This is a genomic window from Clostridium thermarum, assembly GCF_006351925.1.
Classification (GTDB): Bacteria; Bacillota; Clostridia; order Clostridiales; family Clostridiaceae; genus Clostridium_AU; species Clostridium_AU thermarum.
Genome location: NZ_CP040924.1, coordinates 168446 through 183888 on the forward strand (window position 1 = coordinate 168446; position 15443 = coordinate 183888).

Below are 15443 nucleotides of genomic sequence, written 5' to 3' on the forward strand. Positions count from 1 at the left end.
TCCACAGACAAAGGAGAGTTTAATAAGTAGGTAAACTCTCTTAATTATTTTATTTGGGGGTGCTTAAATGATAACCATTAGTCTATGTATGATTGTTAAGAACGAAGAAAGGGTTATAGCAAGATGCCTGGACTCTGTAAAAGATATAGTTGACGAGATAATAATAGTTGATACGGGCTCAAGGGACAGGACAAAAGAGATATGTAAGAAATATACGGACAAGATATTTGACTTTCAGTGGATGGATGATTTCTCTGCAGCGAGAAACTATTCATATTCCAAGGCAGCTAAGGATTATATACTTTGGCTGGATGCGGATGACATCATCCTTGAAGAGGACCGGGCAAAGTTCAAGGACCTGAAGGCCAACTTAGACCCATCAGTGGACACAGTGATGATGAAGTATAATGTGGGTTTTGATGAAGAGGGAAAGGTAACTCTGTCCTACTATAGAGAGCGCCTATCAAAGCGGGCTAATAATTACAGATGGATAGAGCCTGTACATGAGTACCTAGAGAAGTCCGGCAACATCATAAATTCTGATATTTGCATAACCCATAGAAAAGATGGCCCTTCATCTTCCGGCAGAAACCTATCCATCTATGAAAAGAATATTGCCAGGGGAATGAAACTGAGCCCAAGAGGTCTTTTTTACTATGCCAGAGAGCTTTTTTACAACGGGAGGTATGATGAAGCCATTAAGTACTTTGAGGAATTTTTAGACACGGGCTTAGGATGGGCAGAAGACAATATATCAGCCTGTCACCTGCTAGCTAATTGCTATGATGTGAGAAAGGAGAGGGCCAAGGTATTTAAGTCCCTAATAAGAAGTTTTGAGTATGATGCTCCCAGGGCGGAAATATGCTGCCAGTTAGGAGACTATTATTTTGAGAACGGGGACTATGAAAGGGCAATATCCTGGTATAAGTTAGCCACAAAGCTGGATAAGCCCTCGGACAGTTGGGGCTTTATATCCCATGACTATTATGACTTTATACCCAGCATACAGCTTTGCGTCTGCTATGACAGGCTTGGCAAGACGGAAGAGGCCATTAAGTATAACAATAAGGCCGGGGAGTATAAGCCCAATAGTCCCGCAGTGCTTCACAACAAAAGATATTTTGATAAGATTCTGAAGGAAAGGGAGGACAAAAATGGAGCAGAATAAAACTCCGCTATTGACAGCACATATCTTTGTAGCAGATAGGAATTCACAGCAGGGCTTTGATGAGATGCTAAAAAGGCTCTCCGAAGGCGGCATCACCATAGAGCTCTATAATCCCTGTGATCCATTGGTGAGGATATATCCGAAAAGTCCACGGGTTTATGTTTCCATAGGAGGAAGGCAGGAGGACTATGTATCCCTTTATACCCTACCGCTTTATCAGAGAAAAAGGTGGATTCATTATGATTCTGCCGCTGATATCCAGCCAAGTCACCTATTCTATTGTTGGCTTCATGCCACAGACCCTCTGCCTAAGGGTAAGGAGATAAGTTACACCGGTAATACCCTTGATACACCCTTAGTATCGGTGTTTACAGCTGCCTATAAGTCCAGGGACAAAATCCTGCGGCCTTACCAATCCCTATTAAATCAGACCTACACTAACTGGGAATGGATCATTGTAGATGACTCCGGTGATGAGGATGAGACCTATAAGCATGACCTCTTGCCCCTGGAAGATAAAAGGGTGAGAAGATACCGCCAAGATTCAGGCAATGGGTATATAGGAGCTACTAAGCGGTATGCAGCAGGCCTGTGTACAGGAGAAATTCTGGTGGAACTGGATCATGATGACGAGCTGATGCCCAACTGCTTGGAGAAAATCGTAGATGCCTTTAAAAGGCATCCGGAATGTGGATTTGCCTATGGAGATTGTACAGAGGTTTACGTTGGCAGTAATAATGCCCACTGGTATGGCTGGGATAGCGGTTTTGGCTACTACGTTTACTACCGGGTATGGGTGCACAAAATGAACCGCTGGCAAAATGTATACAAAAACACAGCCATCAATGGGAGCACTATCCGCCACTTAGTAGGCCTGCCCAATCACCCCCGGGCCTGGCGGAGAGACTTTTATCACTTGATTGGTGGCCACCGGGAAGAACTGCTGGTAGCTGATGATTACGATATGCTGGTACGGTCTTTCCTTAATACCAGATATCTGGCCATTCCGGATTTACTCTATATTCAATACCGCAATGAAAACGGAGATAACTCTACCTTCCACAGAAACTGGCAGATACAGGTTCTGGTGAGGGAATTAAATAATTACTACAGACACAGAATTGGATCTAGACTTAGAGAACTGGATCTACCCGAGTTTATACCCTACAGCAGGGTATGGCAGAGAAGCATAGATGATCCCGGCAGGAAAACTTCTCATATTATCAATGAAGATCCATCAAAGGTTTCAATGATATTTCCAATTCCTTATTCCTGTCCAATGATTAAGCATGAAAAGCTCCTTGAAATCCTAGATAAGGGAATGAAAACAAACTTTAAGGACCTGGAAGTTGTGGTTGTAGGACGAGTACCTCCTGAAGTGGAAGAGTTTGCTTCAAAGGCACCAATGGGGGCAATTAGATGGTGGCCGATGGAGCCAAATGATTCTCTGGAAACCTGCACTCAATATGCAATGTATATTGCTTCCTGCAAGGAAAAGATTGTTGTGCCGCCGGAAAATACTCAGGCTTAAGACTATGAAGCAGGGGGAATTTTAAAAAATTTGTATACAGGGGGCAATGAAAATGACAGGGCTTAAAATTGAAGTCTTTCAGGATTCATTCAGTGAAAAATGGGATAAATTTGTTCTGCAAGAATCCATCAACGGTACCTTCTTACAAACGAGAAACTTTTTAAACTATCATCCCAAAGATAGGTTTATAGATAATTCTCTGATTGTCTCCAAAGGTACTTCTATAGTGGCGGTAATACCGGCATGTACTGTAGATGAGGAGAAAGGAAAGGTACTTTATTCCCATCCGGGAAGTACCTTTGGGGGAATTGTATTGAGTAAATATTTTAATGACATTAAGCATGTGGATGCATTGATTCCTGAACTGGATAGGTATCTTAAAGAAAATAACTACAGGAAAGTTGTGCTTAAGAATTCAAGTCAATTATTTTCAAGAGATAACACAAGTCTGATAGATTACTTTTTGTTCAAGAATGATTACCTGAGCTACGATGAGCTGAGTTTTTATGTTGATTATAAAAACTACAAGGAAGATATATTATCAAACTTTTCTGCAGGCAGAAGAAGGGACTATAAATATTCCTTAAAAAACAATTTGGTGTTTAGAAAACTGACTACGGTGAAAGAAATCCAAAGGTTTTATGATATCATCTGCGAAAACCTGAAGAAATTTAACTCTAAGCCTGTGCATACTCTTCAGGAATTAATAGATTTTAAAGAGAACAGATTAAAGGACATTGCAGAATTTTATGGTGTTTTCGAGGAAGATACCTTAATTGCCGGAAGCATGGTTTTTAAATTTGAAAACAAGGTTTTTCATACCCAGTATTTAGCGGCATTGCAGAGTAAATTGCATCTGTTTCCTATGAACTTTTTAGATACTAATTTGATAATGACAGCGAAGGAGCAAGGTTTCACCTGCTTTTCCTTTGGAATTAGCACAGAGAATCATGGAAAGGTCCTAAACTATAGGCTGGCAGAATTCAAAGAAGGCTTTGGCACAAGTTATTCCATAAATAGGACTTATTATAAAAACCTATAGCAGTGTGGGTTTAAGATAGGATTGCTTTAAAATGAGAGGTGGAGCTATGGTTATTAAGTTTGTGGATTATGATGAGCAATATTGTGATTTGTCTTGGGCTTGGCTCAATGATGAAGAGCTGAGAAAGTTAACTTTAACTCCTTATTTTACAAGAGAAAGTCAAAAAGGCTGGTTCCACAGCCTGAAAGATAGGACCGACTACCAAATATGGGGAATTGAATGCGACAATAAGCCTATCGGGGCTGTGGGTATAAAAAATATAAGAGAAGGAAAAGAGGCAGAATACTTTGGCTATATTGGAGAAAAGGACTATTGGTTCAAGGGTATTGGCAGGGAGATGATGGAGTTTATTCTTAGGAAAGCCCGGGATTTAGGGCTAAATTTCCTATATCTTAAGGTTGGTAAATACAATGAAAGGGCTATCAAGCTTTACCAAAAGTCAGGCTTTCAAATTTATGATGATAATGAGGAAATCCTCCATATGATCAGGCAAATCCGGTAAGTAACATTATTGTACTAAATGAATAAGATGTAATTGAATCTATTGAAAACAAAAGGAGCAGACTTATGCCGGAAAATAGAAGAACCTCCATAGTAATTGTAACCAATAATAATCTTCAAGACACCAATATTTGTCTTGAGAGTATAAGGGATTATACACCTCTGGGGGAATATGAAGTTATTGTGGTGGATAATAACTCTAGGGATGGAACCAGAGAATGGCTTAACCAGCAATGGGATATCAAAAACCTTTTAATTGATGAGAAGATGAATTACTCAAAATGCTGCAATCTTGGTATAGGGCTGGCAGATAAGGAAAATGATATTTTGCTGCTTAGAAGTGACGTAAAGGTTACACCAAGATGGCTAGGTAATCTAAAAAAGTGCCTGAATAGTGATGAAACAATTGGTGCAGTAAGTTCTATCACCAATGATGGCAGCAGTAATTCAGAAATAGCAGCTAGCTATAGTGACCTTGATGAAATGATCAGTTTTGCTTATGAGAATAATATTTCCAATCCCCTCAGATGGGAGCAAAGGCTCTACTTATCAGGATTTTCCACTCTGATAAAAAGAGAGGTCATTAACAAGGTTGGTCTGCTGGACGAAGGCTTTACCCTTGCAAATTTTAGTAATAGGGACTTCTCAATGAGGATTTTCAATGAGGGCTATAAAATAATGCATTGCCACGATAGCTTTGTTCACAATTTCGGAAATGAGACCCTTAATGAGTACTATGTAGACTCAAAAGATGACCTGAAGGTAAACCTGCAGAGCTTTGAAGAAAAGTGGGGTATAAAGCCTGACCTACTCAGCCTCATAGACACTGATATGGTAAAGGAAGTTAAGGAACGGTCAAATCAAAAAATGAATATTCTTCAGCTTGATTGTAAGCTTGGGGCCACATTACTTAAGTTAAAATACACCTATCCCGAGGCCAACCTGTATGGTCTGGAAGAAAATGAAAATGAGGCCAGGATAGGTGAAAGATTTTTTTCAATCAGTACTGAAGACTTTGAAAGTAATTATACACTGGGATTTAAAGAAGCAATGGAGGATTTTTTTGATTATATAATCTTGGGCGAAAAACTTCAAAAGAGTATAAACCCTTGGAAAATGCTAAGGAGCCTAAAAAGGTATGTAAAGCCCGGAGGCTATATAATAGCCAAGGTGACAAATGCCATGTACTACCAAACCCTTAAAGACTTACTTAGGGGAAGCTATGTTTATAGCCAAAAGACAATCTTTAACCGAAGTTTCAAAAGAACTTTTACCATAAAGGATATAGAGAGTATTTCGGCTGAGTGTGGTTTTCTTAAGCCCTATATAACCTACAAGGTTGAAAAGTTATCCCGGGAAGATGAGAGTTTTATTGAGGATATATGCAAGCTAGTGGGTAGTGGAAGCAAAGACCGGTTTGTACCCCGTGAATTTATTGTAAAGCTTCAGAACGAAAGCAATTGTAATAATTTATCTCATGAGGAGATATTGGTGGAAGTTAAATATGCCTTAAGAAGGGTAGAACACAATATTGATATGTTCAGCAGCCTAGGGCTTATAAAAGAACTTTATGAAAGAGAAAAGATAAGTATGGACGATATAAACAGGATTATAGCTTCTGATGTCATTAATAAGGATGAGGTAGAAGCTATACTATCAAGCTATCTGAGGTGATTTTCATGAATGAAAATAAAATTGCCTTTATTATTTCTGTGTTTGATGAAAGACAATGCAGTGAATGCCGGTTATATATCAATAATTTAGATGTACCCTCTAATTTTGAAGCAGAAGTTATTGTGGTGAGACCCCAAAAAAGCTTGGCAGAAGCCTATAATAAGGGACTGGACATGACTGACGCCAAGTATAAGGTTTACTTGCACAGCGGTACCTTTATTATAAATAAAAAGTTCATCAAGGATATACTAAACATCTTTTCTATGTCTAAAGAGATAGGCCTAATCGGAGTAGTGGGAGCCAAGAGATTGCCTGCAAATGGAATGTGGCAGCAGGATCCCGGTACAGTAGGAAAGTTATATGTTACTGAAAAAGGCTTTGTGGAAGAACTTAAATATAACGATATTATGGAAAAGTACGAAAATGTGGAAGTAATAGATGGACTGCTGATGGCAACCCAGGCGGATACAAGATGGAGAGATGATATATTTGATGGCAGAGCTTTTTATGATATTTCTCACTGTATGGAGTATCTCCAAAAGGGCTTACAGGTAGTTGTAGCAAGGCAGGAAAAACCATGGTGCTTATATGAAGGGACATCTGAAGTCAATGGCAGCTATGAAATATACAGAAAAAGATTTATCCGGGAATATCCTCATATACAGAGCAGGAATCAACAGTTGCCTGAGGACTTATTTAACTTTAACAAGTATGAAGCTATGCAAATACTCATGGGTAATAGAATAAAGCTTCAGGACATTATGGAGAATATGAAGAACTGCGTTAAAAATGGTGACTATGAAACCACATCAAGATACGCTTTTGATTTTGCACTCAGCGCCTCAACTCATCATCCTGGTTTTTTTGTCTCCCCTGAAATAGAAAGCATGCTATTAACCTGTGCTGAAAATTTACCCCAAAAAGATTATGTTTTAAAAAGCAATAAGGATGGAAATAGAAGGGTACTTCATGTCTTAAGTGAAGGCTATGCCATCGGAGGCCATACAAGGCTGGTAAAGAACTGCATAAAGAGTGATGGGGACTCCATACATTCATTAGTAACAACTTGGCAAATAAACAGTACCCCCAGGTGGCTTATTGAAGAAATTGAAAAAAGCGGCGGCTGGAAGCTTTCACTTATAAATACTTCTGATAAGCACCTTGAGAGAGCAGCCTTGCTGAGGAAGTTGGCTTATGAATGGGCAGATGTTGTAGTACTTCATATGCACATGTATGATCCGATACCGGTACTGGCCTTTGGAGTAGAGGGAGGTCCGCCGGTAGTTTATATGAATCATGCAGACCATAGCTTCTGGCTTGGGGCAAGTATAGCAGACATGGTAATAGACATAAGGCCTTCGGGACAGGAGATTACCCTGGCACGACGGGGCGGAATAAAATCTTATATTCTACCCATACCTTTACAAAGTAAAAAAGCCTTTGACAGGGCGGAAGTCAGAAAAAAATACGGAATCAAAGATGATGAAATTGTCATGTTAACAATAGCAAGTGCCTTTAAGTTCAGAAGTATAAATGATAATAATTATCTCGATATAGTAAAACAAATTGTTGATAAAGTAGACAATCTTCGTGTATTGGTAGTAGGTCCCGGCAATGCTGGAAGATGGCATGAAGTCAATATTGCTACAGGAGGCAGGATACAAGCCTTGGGAAGGCTGTCGGAGATAGAAGAATATTATCAAATAGCAGATATTTACTTGGATTGCTTTATGATAGGAAGCTTGACCTCTCTATTGGATGCCAGCAAGTATGGGCTTCCAATAATTAAATTTAGAAATAGCTATTGTCCAATCCTTACTGAGTATGATGAGGAATTTTATGTCTGCAGCTTTGACAATATAAATGGAGTAATTGAAGAGCTTTATAAACTCAAAAATAATATGAAGAAGTATCAAAATATAACTGACAGTATTATAAAGAATCATATATCAGACACAAAAGAGAAAATTCATAATATATACAAGGCTTTAGGCAGACATAGGATAAATAGGTGGTTGAAAATAAGTAATAATGTAGAGGACCAGGACCTGTTTTGGTGTTTGCTGATGAGGAAGGGGTATATTTGTTAACGGTATAAAGGAAATAACTATTTTTAGCATTATTTACGGGAGGTCAAAATGTACAATTGTTCCTTGCTTAAATTTACCAACATTAAAGATAAATATGGCAGTTTGGTGCCCATTGAAGAAATGATAGACATTCCCTTTGATATTAAGCGGGTATATTATATTACGGAAGTACCCCAGGGGATATCAAGAGGTTTTCACGCCCACAGAAAGATCCATCAAGTTCTAATATGTCTAAATGGCTCAGTAAAAATAAGAACTAAAAATCCAAAAGAGGAAGCAGAATTTGTATTAGACAATCCAGCTGTGGGCTTGTACCTTGGACCTTATGTTTGGCGGGAAATGTACGATTTTAGTCAGGGGGCTGTACTTTTAGTACTTGCATCAGACTATTATGACGAAAAAGATTATATAAGAAATATGGACTTTTATCTCCAGGAAGCAGATAAAAGGTATTAGGTGATGATTTGTATGAAAGTAGCATTTTTAAATTTTGACCCTATGCATATGGCTATTAGGGAACGAATGATTGAGGCTTTTAAGAAGGTTTACGATGAAAATTGGTTTATTTTGGGCCAATCCCTAGAGGCTTTTGAGAAGGAATTTGCTGAGTATTGTGGGGTTAAATATTGTATAGGCTGTGGAAACGGACTAGATGCCTTAAGCCTTATTCTAAGAGGCTACGATATAGGAGAGGGAGACGAAGTAATCGTGCCTTCCAATACCTATATAGCCACAGCCTTAGCCGTATCTTATGTAGGGGCAAAGGTAGTGTTTGTGGAGCCAGATATTAGAACTTTTAATATAGACCCAGACAAAATTGAAGCTGCAATTACAAAAGATACAAAAGCAATTATTGCCGTTCATTTGTACGGGAGACCGGCAGAAGTGGACAAAATAAGGGACTTATGCAGAAAATACAATTTAAAGCTCATAGAGGATGGGGCTCAAGCCCATGGTGCCCAGTACAAGGATAAAAAGACCGGAAGCCTGGGAGAGGCTGCAGGCTTTAGTTTTTATCCCGGTAAAAATCTAGGAGCCCTAGGGGATGGCGGAGCTATTGTCACCGATGACAGTGCCTTGGCAGAAAAGGTAAGAATGATCCGAAACTATGGGTCCTCCAAGAAATACTATCATGAATACAAAGGAGTTAACTCAAGACTGGACGAGGTCCAGGCAGAATTCCTGAGAGTAAAGTTAAAGTATCTTGATAGCTGGAATAATGATAGGCGAAGAATTGCTAAACAATATCTTGATAGGATTAATAACCCTAAGATAATTCTACCCTATATAGATTCAGCGGAAGAATCCATATGGCATGTATTTGCAGTAAGAACAGAATACAGGGCCGAACTTGAGAGTTACCTGAAGAGTAAGGGCATAGGTACTTTAATTCACTATCCTGTACCTATGCATCTTCAAAAGGCCTATGAGGATTTAGGATATAAACAAGGAGATTTTCCAATAGCAGAAGAGATAGCAAACACTGAATTAAGTATCCCTATATGGTATGGAATGAGCGAGGAAGAGATCAACTATGTGGTGGACACTATAAATCAGTGGTAAGTATATCTGAAAGGAGAATTAAATGTCAGCATATACTACTCCCTTATTAACAGCCCATTTATTTATTTCTAAAAAGTGCTCCGGACAGGGGCTAGAGGAAGTTGTCAAGAACTTAGAGGAAGGAGGAATAACAGTAAGGCTGTATGGGCCAGAAGATGCGCTGGTAAATACAGGGCCAAAATATCCCCGAATCTATGTTTCTTTGGGGCCGCAAATGGAAGAATTCAAAAGCCTGTATGCCTTACCTCTGCATGAGAGGAAAAGGTGGCTGCATTACAATTCGGCAGGGGATATTAATCCCTCCAGCTTGTTCTACTGCTGGCTTCACTGTACAGAGCCTCTTCCGGAGAATAAAGATATACAAAACACAAGATTTATATCGGACACCCCTCTGGTGTCTGTATTCACTGCAGCCTACAGGAGCAGGGACAAGATTCTGCGACCTTATAAGTCACTATTGAAGCAGACTTATACCAATTGGGAATGGGTAATAGTAGACGACTCCGGCGATGATGATATGACCTATAAGCAGGATCTCCTGCCCCTGGAGGACCCAAGGGTGAGAAGATACCGGCAGGATGGCTGCAACGGTTATATAGGTGCCATCAAGAGATATGCAGCGGGTTTATGTACCGGACAGATCCTGGTGGAACTAGACCATGACGATGAACTTACTTCTGATTGTTTAGAAAAAATCGTCAAAGCCTTCCGGGAAAACCCGGACTGTGGTTTTGTCTATGGAGACTGTGCGGAGGTATATGTAGGCAGTAACGCTGACCATTGGTACGGACGGGACGTTGGATATGGTTACAGCCTGTATTACAGAGTGTGGGTTCATGAGATGAACAGGTGGCAGAATGTTCAAAAACATACGACTATGAATGGTAATACAATAAGGCACCTGATTGGTTTACCAAACCATCCCCGAGCATGGACCAGGGACTTTTATCATCTGATAGGCGGCCATCGGGAAGAACTATTGGTTGCAGATGACTACGATATGCTGGTCAGGTCTTTCCTTCACACCAGATATGTAGCAATTCCACATTTACTGTATATACAATATAGAAACCAGAACGGAGATAATTCCACCTTTCACAGGAATAGGCAGATTCAGATCTTGGTGAAGGAACTATACGATTATTACTTCAAGAGAATTGATACCAGGATAAGAGAACTGGGGGTAAGCTATCAAAAGGCTTATAGCCGTATATGGGATAGAAGTGTGGCAGACCCTGCCCGCAAGACTGCCCACATAGTCAATGAAGATACCACAGGGACCTCAATATTGTTTCCTATCCCCTATTCCTGTCCAACAAAAGAGTACACGAAATTATATGAGACTCTTCAAAAGGGACTTGAAACAGACTTTAAGCATATAGAGGTAGTAATTGTTGGCCGTATACCCACGGATGTGGAGCTATTTGCTGCAAAGGCACCTATGGGAGCAATTAGATGGTGGCCAATGGAGCCCAAGGATTCTCTGGAAACCTGCATAAGATATGCTAAGTACTGTGCTTCTTACAGAAAGAAAGAGGTTGTATTACCAGAATCCTTAGAAGAATAATTTTGATTAGATTTACGTAACTGCAACGGGATATATTTGTAAAAGGATGCCTTAAACCATTGTCTCAGTGGAAAATGGTTTTTATTGAATTGAAAAAACCTCAACCCTTTGCTAAAAATAATGGGTTGAGGGAAAGTTGCTAACAAACACGTTTTGTTAGCATTTTTTTGGGGTAAATTCACATTTTATACTCTTTCCATTTCAGATACATAAATCTCTTTTCTATATTTTAGAAAGCTTCAGTTTTCATGTTTGCGTTACCTCTATGCAATTTGCATTATAACAAGATGTGCTGAAACAGGCCTTGTTCCGCCAGCCAAAGGTGTTATGGTTAGGGCAGTCGAATTGCCAGCAGGATTTCTTACTGTGAGTATTGAATTGACAGATGTAGTCTGTACAAGAGCCATTCCTATTATCTGAGAAGTACCTGTTGCTCGACCAGCCACCGTGTAGGCTAGATCATTACCATTGAGAGTTAAAATCAGTTGGCCTGCTTCAGACACACTTACCTGAAATAAGACTTGATAAGTTCCAATTGCAGACAAGTTGAATGAGCTAGGACCAGTACGAGCAATATTAACTCCGCTAGTAGGTCCATCCTGGGGAAAGCTTACGTCTGTATTGGGAGCAACTGTAGATGCATTATCAGGAGGCATCAATGCAAAGAAATCTGCAAAGTTTAATATTCCACCAGGTGTTCCTTGAGGGCCTTGAGCACCCTGGTCACCTTGGTTACCCTGAGGACCTTGAGGACCTACGGAACCCTGGACACCCTGGTTACCCTGAGCACCCTGGTCGCCCTGTACGCCTTGAGCACCTTGATCACCTTGGTTGCCCTGAGGACCTTGAGGGCCTACGGAACCCTGGACACCCTGGTTACCCTGAGCGCCCTGGTCGCCCTGTACGCCTTGAGCACCTTGATCACCTTGGTTGCCCTGAGGGCCTTGAGTACCTACAGCACCCTGGACACCCTGGTTACCCTGAGGACCTTGAGGGCCTACGGAACCCTGGACACCCTGGTTACCCTGAGGGCCTTGAGCACCCTGGTCGCCTTGGTTACCCTGAGGACCTTGAGGACCTACAGCACCCTGGTCACCCTGGTTACCCTGAGGGCCTTGAGGGCCTTGAGCACCCTGGTCGCCTTGGTTACCCTGAGGACCTTGAGTACCTACAGCACCCTGGTCACCTTGGTTACCCTGAGGGCCTTGAGGGCCTTGAGCACCCTGGTCGCCTTGGTTACCCTGAGGACCTTGAGTACCTACAGCACCCTGGTCGCCTTGGTTACCCTGAGGGCCTTGAGGGCCTTGAGCACCCTGGTCGCCCTGGTTACCCTGAGGGCCTTGAGGGCCTACAGCACCTTGATCGCCTTGGTTACCCTGAGGACCTTGAGGACCTACAGCACCTTGGTCACCTTGGTTACCCTGAGGGCCTTGAGGACCTTGTTCACCTTGAGGTCCCTGAGGGCCTCCGGCTGGTCCAGTGGCACCAGTGGCACCAGTAGCACCAGTGGCACCGGTAGCACCAGTGGCGCCTGTGGCGCCTGTAGCACCAGTAGCACCAGTAGCGCCGGTAGCACCAGTAGCACCAGTGGCACCAGTAGCTCCAGTAGCTCCAGTTGGACACTTAGGACAGCAGCATTTATCGTGATCACAGTGGGCATCACATCTATGTCTTCCAGGAAGATCACAATTACTATTATCATCTGACCATGTCGTACACTGGTCACGTCTTCTGTCAATTTCTCTGTCATTATGAGAATATTTTGGCATAGTATCACCTCTTTATTTAATCTATAGTAGAAATAATCAGTTGCTATATTATAGTATGAAGATATTTGATAATAGGTACCAGATTTGTTGGATGATGATATGGGCAGTCGAATTATAAATTTAATATTATGTAGAGTGTTAATTATACACAGGATATGTTACTGTGCTGCTCTACTGTTACAGTATTTTATTTTGATGGAATTTTATCTAAAGGGACAAGTGATTATGATATGTGGTTCGGTCTTTCCTCTGAACAAGATATGTAGTTACTCCGGACTTTTCATATACTTTAGAGAATTGATGCCAGAATAAAATAACTGGGAATAAGCTATCAAAAAGCTTATAGCAGCATATTGAATAGAAGTGTGGTGGATCCGGCTCTAAAGACTGTTTACACAGTTAATGAAGATATTTCAGGAACCTCAATATTGATTCCTATTCCCTATTCTTGATCAATAAAAGTGCACAACAAATTATATGAAACTCTTCAAAAGGGGATTGAAATAAACTTTAAGCACATGGAGGCTGTAATCGTTTGCTGCATATCCACGGATGTGGAGTTTTTGCTGCAAAGGCACCTATGTGGGCAGTTAGATGGTGGCCGATGGAGTTAAATGATTCTCTGGAAACCTGTATAAGATATGCTATGTATTGTGCTTTTTACAGGAAGAAAGAGGTTGTATTATCAGTATGTCTATAAAAACTAATATATGCTATTTGGTGTTAGTATAGTTTTGTAGACACAATAACTCGAACAAATTAAAATAAAATTAGAGAGAGAATGTGTCTACAAAATGGCAAGAAATCAAAGAAAATATACCGATGAATTTAAAAATATAATAGTAGAGCTATATAATTCAGGAAAAAGTTTAGCAGAGTTAAGCAGCGAATATGGCATTTCAAAATCTACTATTAACGGTTGGATAAAAAACTCCAGGCATGTTGTTATTGATGAAGGTGAAATTGTAACTATGAAAGAATATAAAGGATTAAAGCAGGAGATAGATAGAATTAAGGAGGAAAATGAAATACTAAAAAAAAAGCCATGGCCATATTCGGGAAAAAGTAGATTCTATTTTTAAATTCATATATGATAATAAGGACAAACATGATGTTAAGCTAATGTGTGAACTGCTAAAAGTTTCAAGAAGCTTTTATTACAAAGGCCTTAACCAAGTTGAAAGTAAAAGAAGTTTTCAGAATAAAAGATTAAAAGAAGAAATTCTTAAAATATATAATGATAATAAAAAACGTTATGGAGCTCCCAAGATCCATAAAATATCAATAAATAAAGGGGAATCTTTAAGTCTAAAGAGAGTTCAAAGGTTCATGAATGATTTGGGTATAAAGTAAATAGTTTGTAATAAGTACAAACCCTATCCATCTAAAACCAAGGTAGAAGAAAGGGAAAACATCTTAAAAAGAGATTTTTCCACAACTACAATAAATGAAAAATGCGTTACTGATATTACATATATTCATACTTTGTAAGATGGATGGTGCTACCTTGCTTCTGTGATGGGCCTTCATAGTAGAAAAATTATAGGCTAGGCCTTTCATAAGGTTATAGATACTGATTTGGCAATTAGAGCTGTAAAGAACGCCTATGAATGTCACAAACCAGGTAAACAGGTTATATTACACAGTGATTTAGGATCACAGTATACAAGCTCTAAATTTGCAGAATATATATCAGAAATTAAATTCATTCACTCATTCAGTTCCAAGGGAAATTTCTATGACAATGCCTGTATTGAGTCTTTTCATGCTGCCCTAAAAAAAGAAGAAGTTAACCTAGTAACCTACTATGATTTTAATGCTGCAAGGCTGGCAATATTTGAATATATAGAATCATGGTATAACAGAAAGAGAATCCATACCAGCATAGGGTATATTACCCCTCAGCAATGCGAGGATAGGGCTAAAAAATCAGCATAAAAAATTCGAGTTTTTGTGTCTACCATATTGACATAGGTCCAAAAGAACTTGTTTTTGTATAACAAATATTGAAGACTTACTTAGTGAAGAAATAGCATGGCTTTATAAAAAAAACCTGGGAAATTAAACTCTTTTTCAAATGGATTAAGGAAAAACTAAAATTCAAGGATATGCTAGGTCATACCTTGAATGCAGTGATGATTCAAATAATTACAGGTATCATGACTTATGTAATGTTAAAAATTATAGATCCATTAGTTTCTAAGGGTTATGGATTTATTTAAATGATAAGAGCAATTAGATCTAACTTCTTGGAGACTTATGATAAAGCCACATTTTCATGGAAGATACTATTTAAACCTACTGGTGCATTATATGATTATCCATAATATCCAATGTATTTTATTTAAAATTGGTGTAGTCTATTTTTTTTCATGAAACAATTTTACTCTGTAAAATTTGCTGCGTTAGTAGCATGAGATTGGAAAAGTCAATGGGAATTATTTATAATGATTAAACGCTAGTGATATTTCTTATACTCGTGATAAATAATATTAATAGAAAATCCCTCAGCATAATGTAATTAATATTTACAACATT

Annotated in this window: 11 protein-coding genes and 1 pseudogene; 11 read left to right on the forward strand and 1 reads right to left on the reverse strand. The window is 39.5% G+C overall.

Features of this window, described 5'->3' with window-relative positions; genetic code table 11:
• Positions 1-67: 67 nt before the first annotated feature.
• The 9 genes from FHY60_RS00770 (at position 68) to FHY60_RS00810 (ending at position 11136) form a co-directional block, all read left to right on the forward strand.
• Entirely contained in the window at positions 68-1168 is a 1101-nt protein-coding gene (locus FHY60_RS00770) for a tetratricopeptide repeat-containing glycosyltransferase family 2 protein (RefSeq protein WP_139902238.1), read from the forward strand.
• Positions 1155-2699, forward strand: coding sequence for a glycosyltransferase (locus FHY60_RS00775; RefSeq protein ID WP_139902240.1), 1545 nt, complete (start codon positions 1155-1157; stop codon positions 2697-2699). Before FHY60_RS00770 ends, FHY60_RS00775 begins: the two co-directional genes overlap by 14 nt.
• Before the next feature lie 52 nt (positions 2700-2751).
• A complete protein-coding gene (locus FHY60_RS00780; protein ID WP_139902242.1) occupies positions 2752-3741 on the forward strand; it encodes a GNAT family N-acetyltransferase in 990 nt (329 codons plus the stop codon).
• Positions 3742-3787: 46 nt separating this feature from the next.
• Entirely contained in the window at positions 3788-4243 is a 456-nt protein-coding gene (locus FHY60_RS00785; protein ID WP_139902244.1) for a GNAT family N-acetyltransferase, read from the forward strand.
• A 65-nt stretch (positions 4244-4308) separates the two neighbouring features.
• Entirely contained in the window at positions 4309-5916 is a 1608-nt protein-coding gene (locus FHY60_RS00790; RefSeq protein ID WP_139902246.1) for a glycosyltransferase family 2 protein, read from the forward strand.
• A gap of 5 nt (positions 5917-5921) precedes the next feature.
• A complete protein-coding gene (locus FHY60_RS00795; protein WP_139902247.1) occupies positions 5922-8006 on the forward strand; it encodes a glycosyltransferase in 2085 nt (694 codons plus the stop codon).
• A 48-nt stretch (positions 8007-8054) separates the two neighbouring features.
• Positions 8055-8462, forward strand: a complete 408-nt coding sequence (locus FHY60_RS00800) for a sugar 3,4-ketoisomerase (RefSeq protein ID WP_139902249.1) — start codon at positions 8055-8057, stop codon at positions 8460-8462.
• Positions 8463-8474: 12 nt separating this feature from the next.
• Positions 8475-9569, forward strand: coding sequence for a DegT/DnrJ/EryC1/StrS family aminotransferase (locus FHY60_RS00805; RefSeq protein WP_139902251.1), 1095 nt, complete (start codon positions 8475-8477; stop codon positions 9567-9569).
• Positions 9570-9591: 22 nt separating this feature from the next.
• A complete protein-coding gene (locus FHY60_RS00810) occupies positions 9592-11136 on the forward strand; it encodes a glycosyltransferase (RefSeq protein WP_139902253.1) in 1545 nt (514 codons plus the stop codon).
• Between the two features lie 263 nt (positions 11137-11399).
• On the opposite strand, the gene FHY60_RS18385 is transcribed toward FHY60_RS00810, so the two are convergent.
• Positions 11400-12905 (reverse strand): hypothetical protein, encoded by a 1506-nt coding sequence (locus FHY60_RS18385; protein ID WP_139902255.1) that lies wholly within the window; start codon positions 12903-12905, stop codon positions 11400-11402.
• A 535-nt stretch (positions 12906-13440) separates the two neighbouring features.
• Here FHY60_RS18385 and FHY60_RS17655 point away from each other — a divergent pair.
• Positions 13441-13605: a hypothetical protein gene (locus tag FHY60_RS17655; RefSeq protein ID WP_163216097.1), complete on the forward strand. Its 165-nt coding sequence runs from the start codon at positions 13441-13443 to the stop codon at positions 13603-13605.
• Between the two features lie 94 nt (positions 13606-13699).
• Positions 13700-14843, forward strand: a pseudogene (locus FHY60_RS00820) (IS3 family transposase).
• Positions 14844-15443: the final 600 nt, after the last annotated feature.

Bases quoted from the DNA above. Each gene is read 5' to 3' on its own strand.
- FHY60_RS00770 (WP_139902238.1), top strand. From the start codon at position 68: ATGATAACCATTAGTCTATGTATGATTGTTAAGAACGAAGAAAGGGTT.
- FHY60_RS00775 (WP_139902240.1), top strand. From the start codon at position 1,155: ATGGAGCAGAATAAAACTCCGCTATTGACAGCACATATCTTTGTAGCA.
- FHY60_RS00780 (WP_139902242.1), top strand. From the start codon at position 2,752: ATGACAGGGCTTAAAATTGAAGTCTTTCAGGATTCATTCAGTGAAAAA.
- FHY60_RS00785 (WP_139902244.1), top strand. From the start codon at position 3,788: ATGGTTATTAAGTTTGTGGATTATGATGAGCAATATTGTGATTTGTCT.
- FHY60_RS00790 (WP_139902246.1), top strand. From the start codon at position 4,309: ATGCCGGAAAATAGAAGAACCTCCATAGTAATTGTAACCAATAATAAT.
- FHY60_RS00795 (WP_139902247.1), top strand. From the start codon at position 5,922: ATGAATGAAAATAAAATTGCCTTTATTATTTCTGTGTTTGATGAAAGA.
- FHY60_RS00800 (WP_139902249.1), top strand. From the start codon at position 8,055: ATGTACAATTGTTCCTTGCTTAAATTTACCAACATTAAAGATAAATAT.
- FHY60_RS00805 (WP_139902251.1), top strand. From the start codon at position 8,475: ATGAAAGTAGCATTTTTAAATTTTGACCCTATGCATATGGCTATTAGG.
- FHY60_RS00810 (WP_139902253.1), top strand. From the start codon at position 9,592: ATGTCAGCATATACTACTCCCTTATTAACAGCCCATTTATTTATTTCT.
- FHY60_RS18385 (WP_139902255.1), bottom strand. From the start codon at position 12,905: ATGCCAAAATATTCTCATAATGACAGAGAAATTGACAGAAGACGTGAC.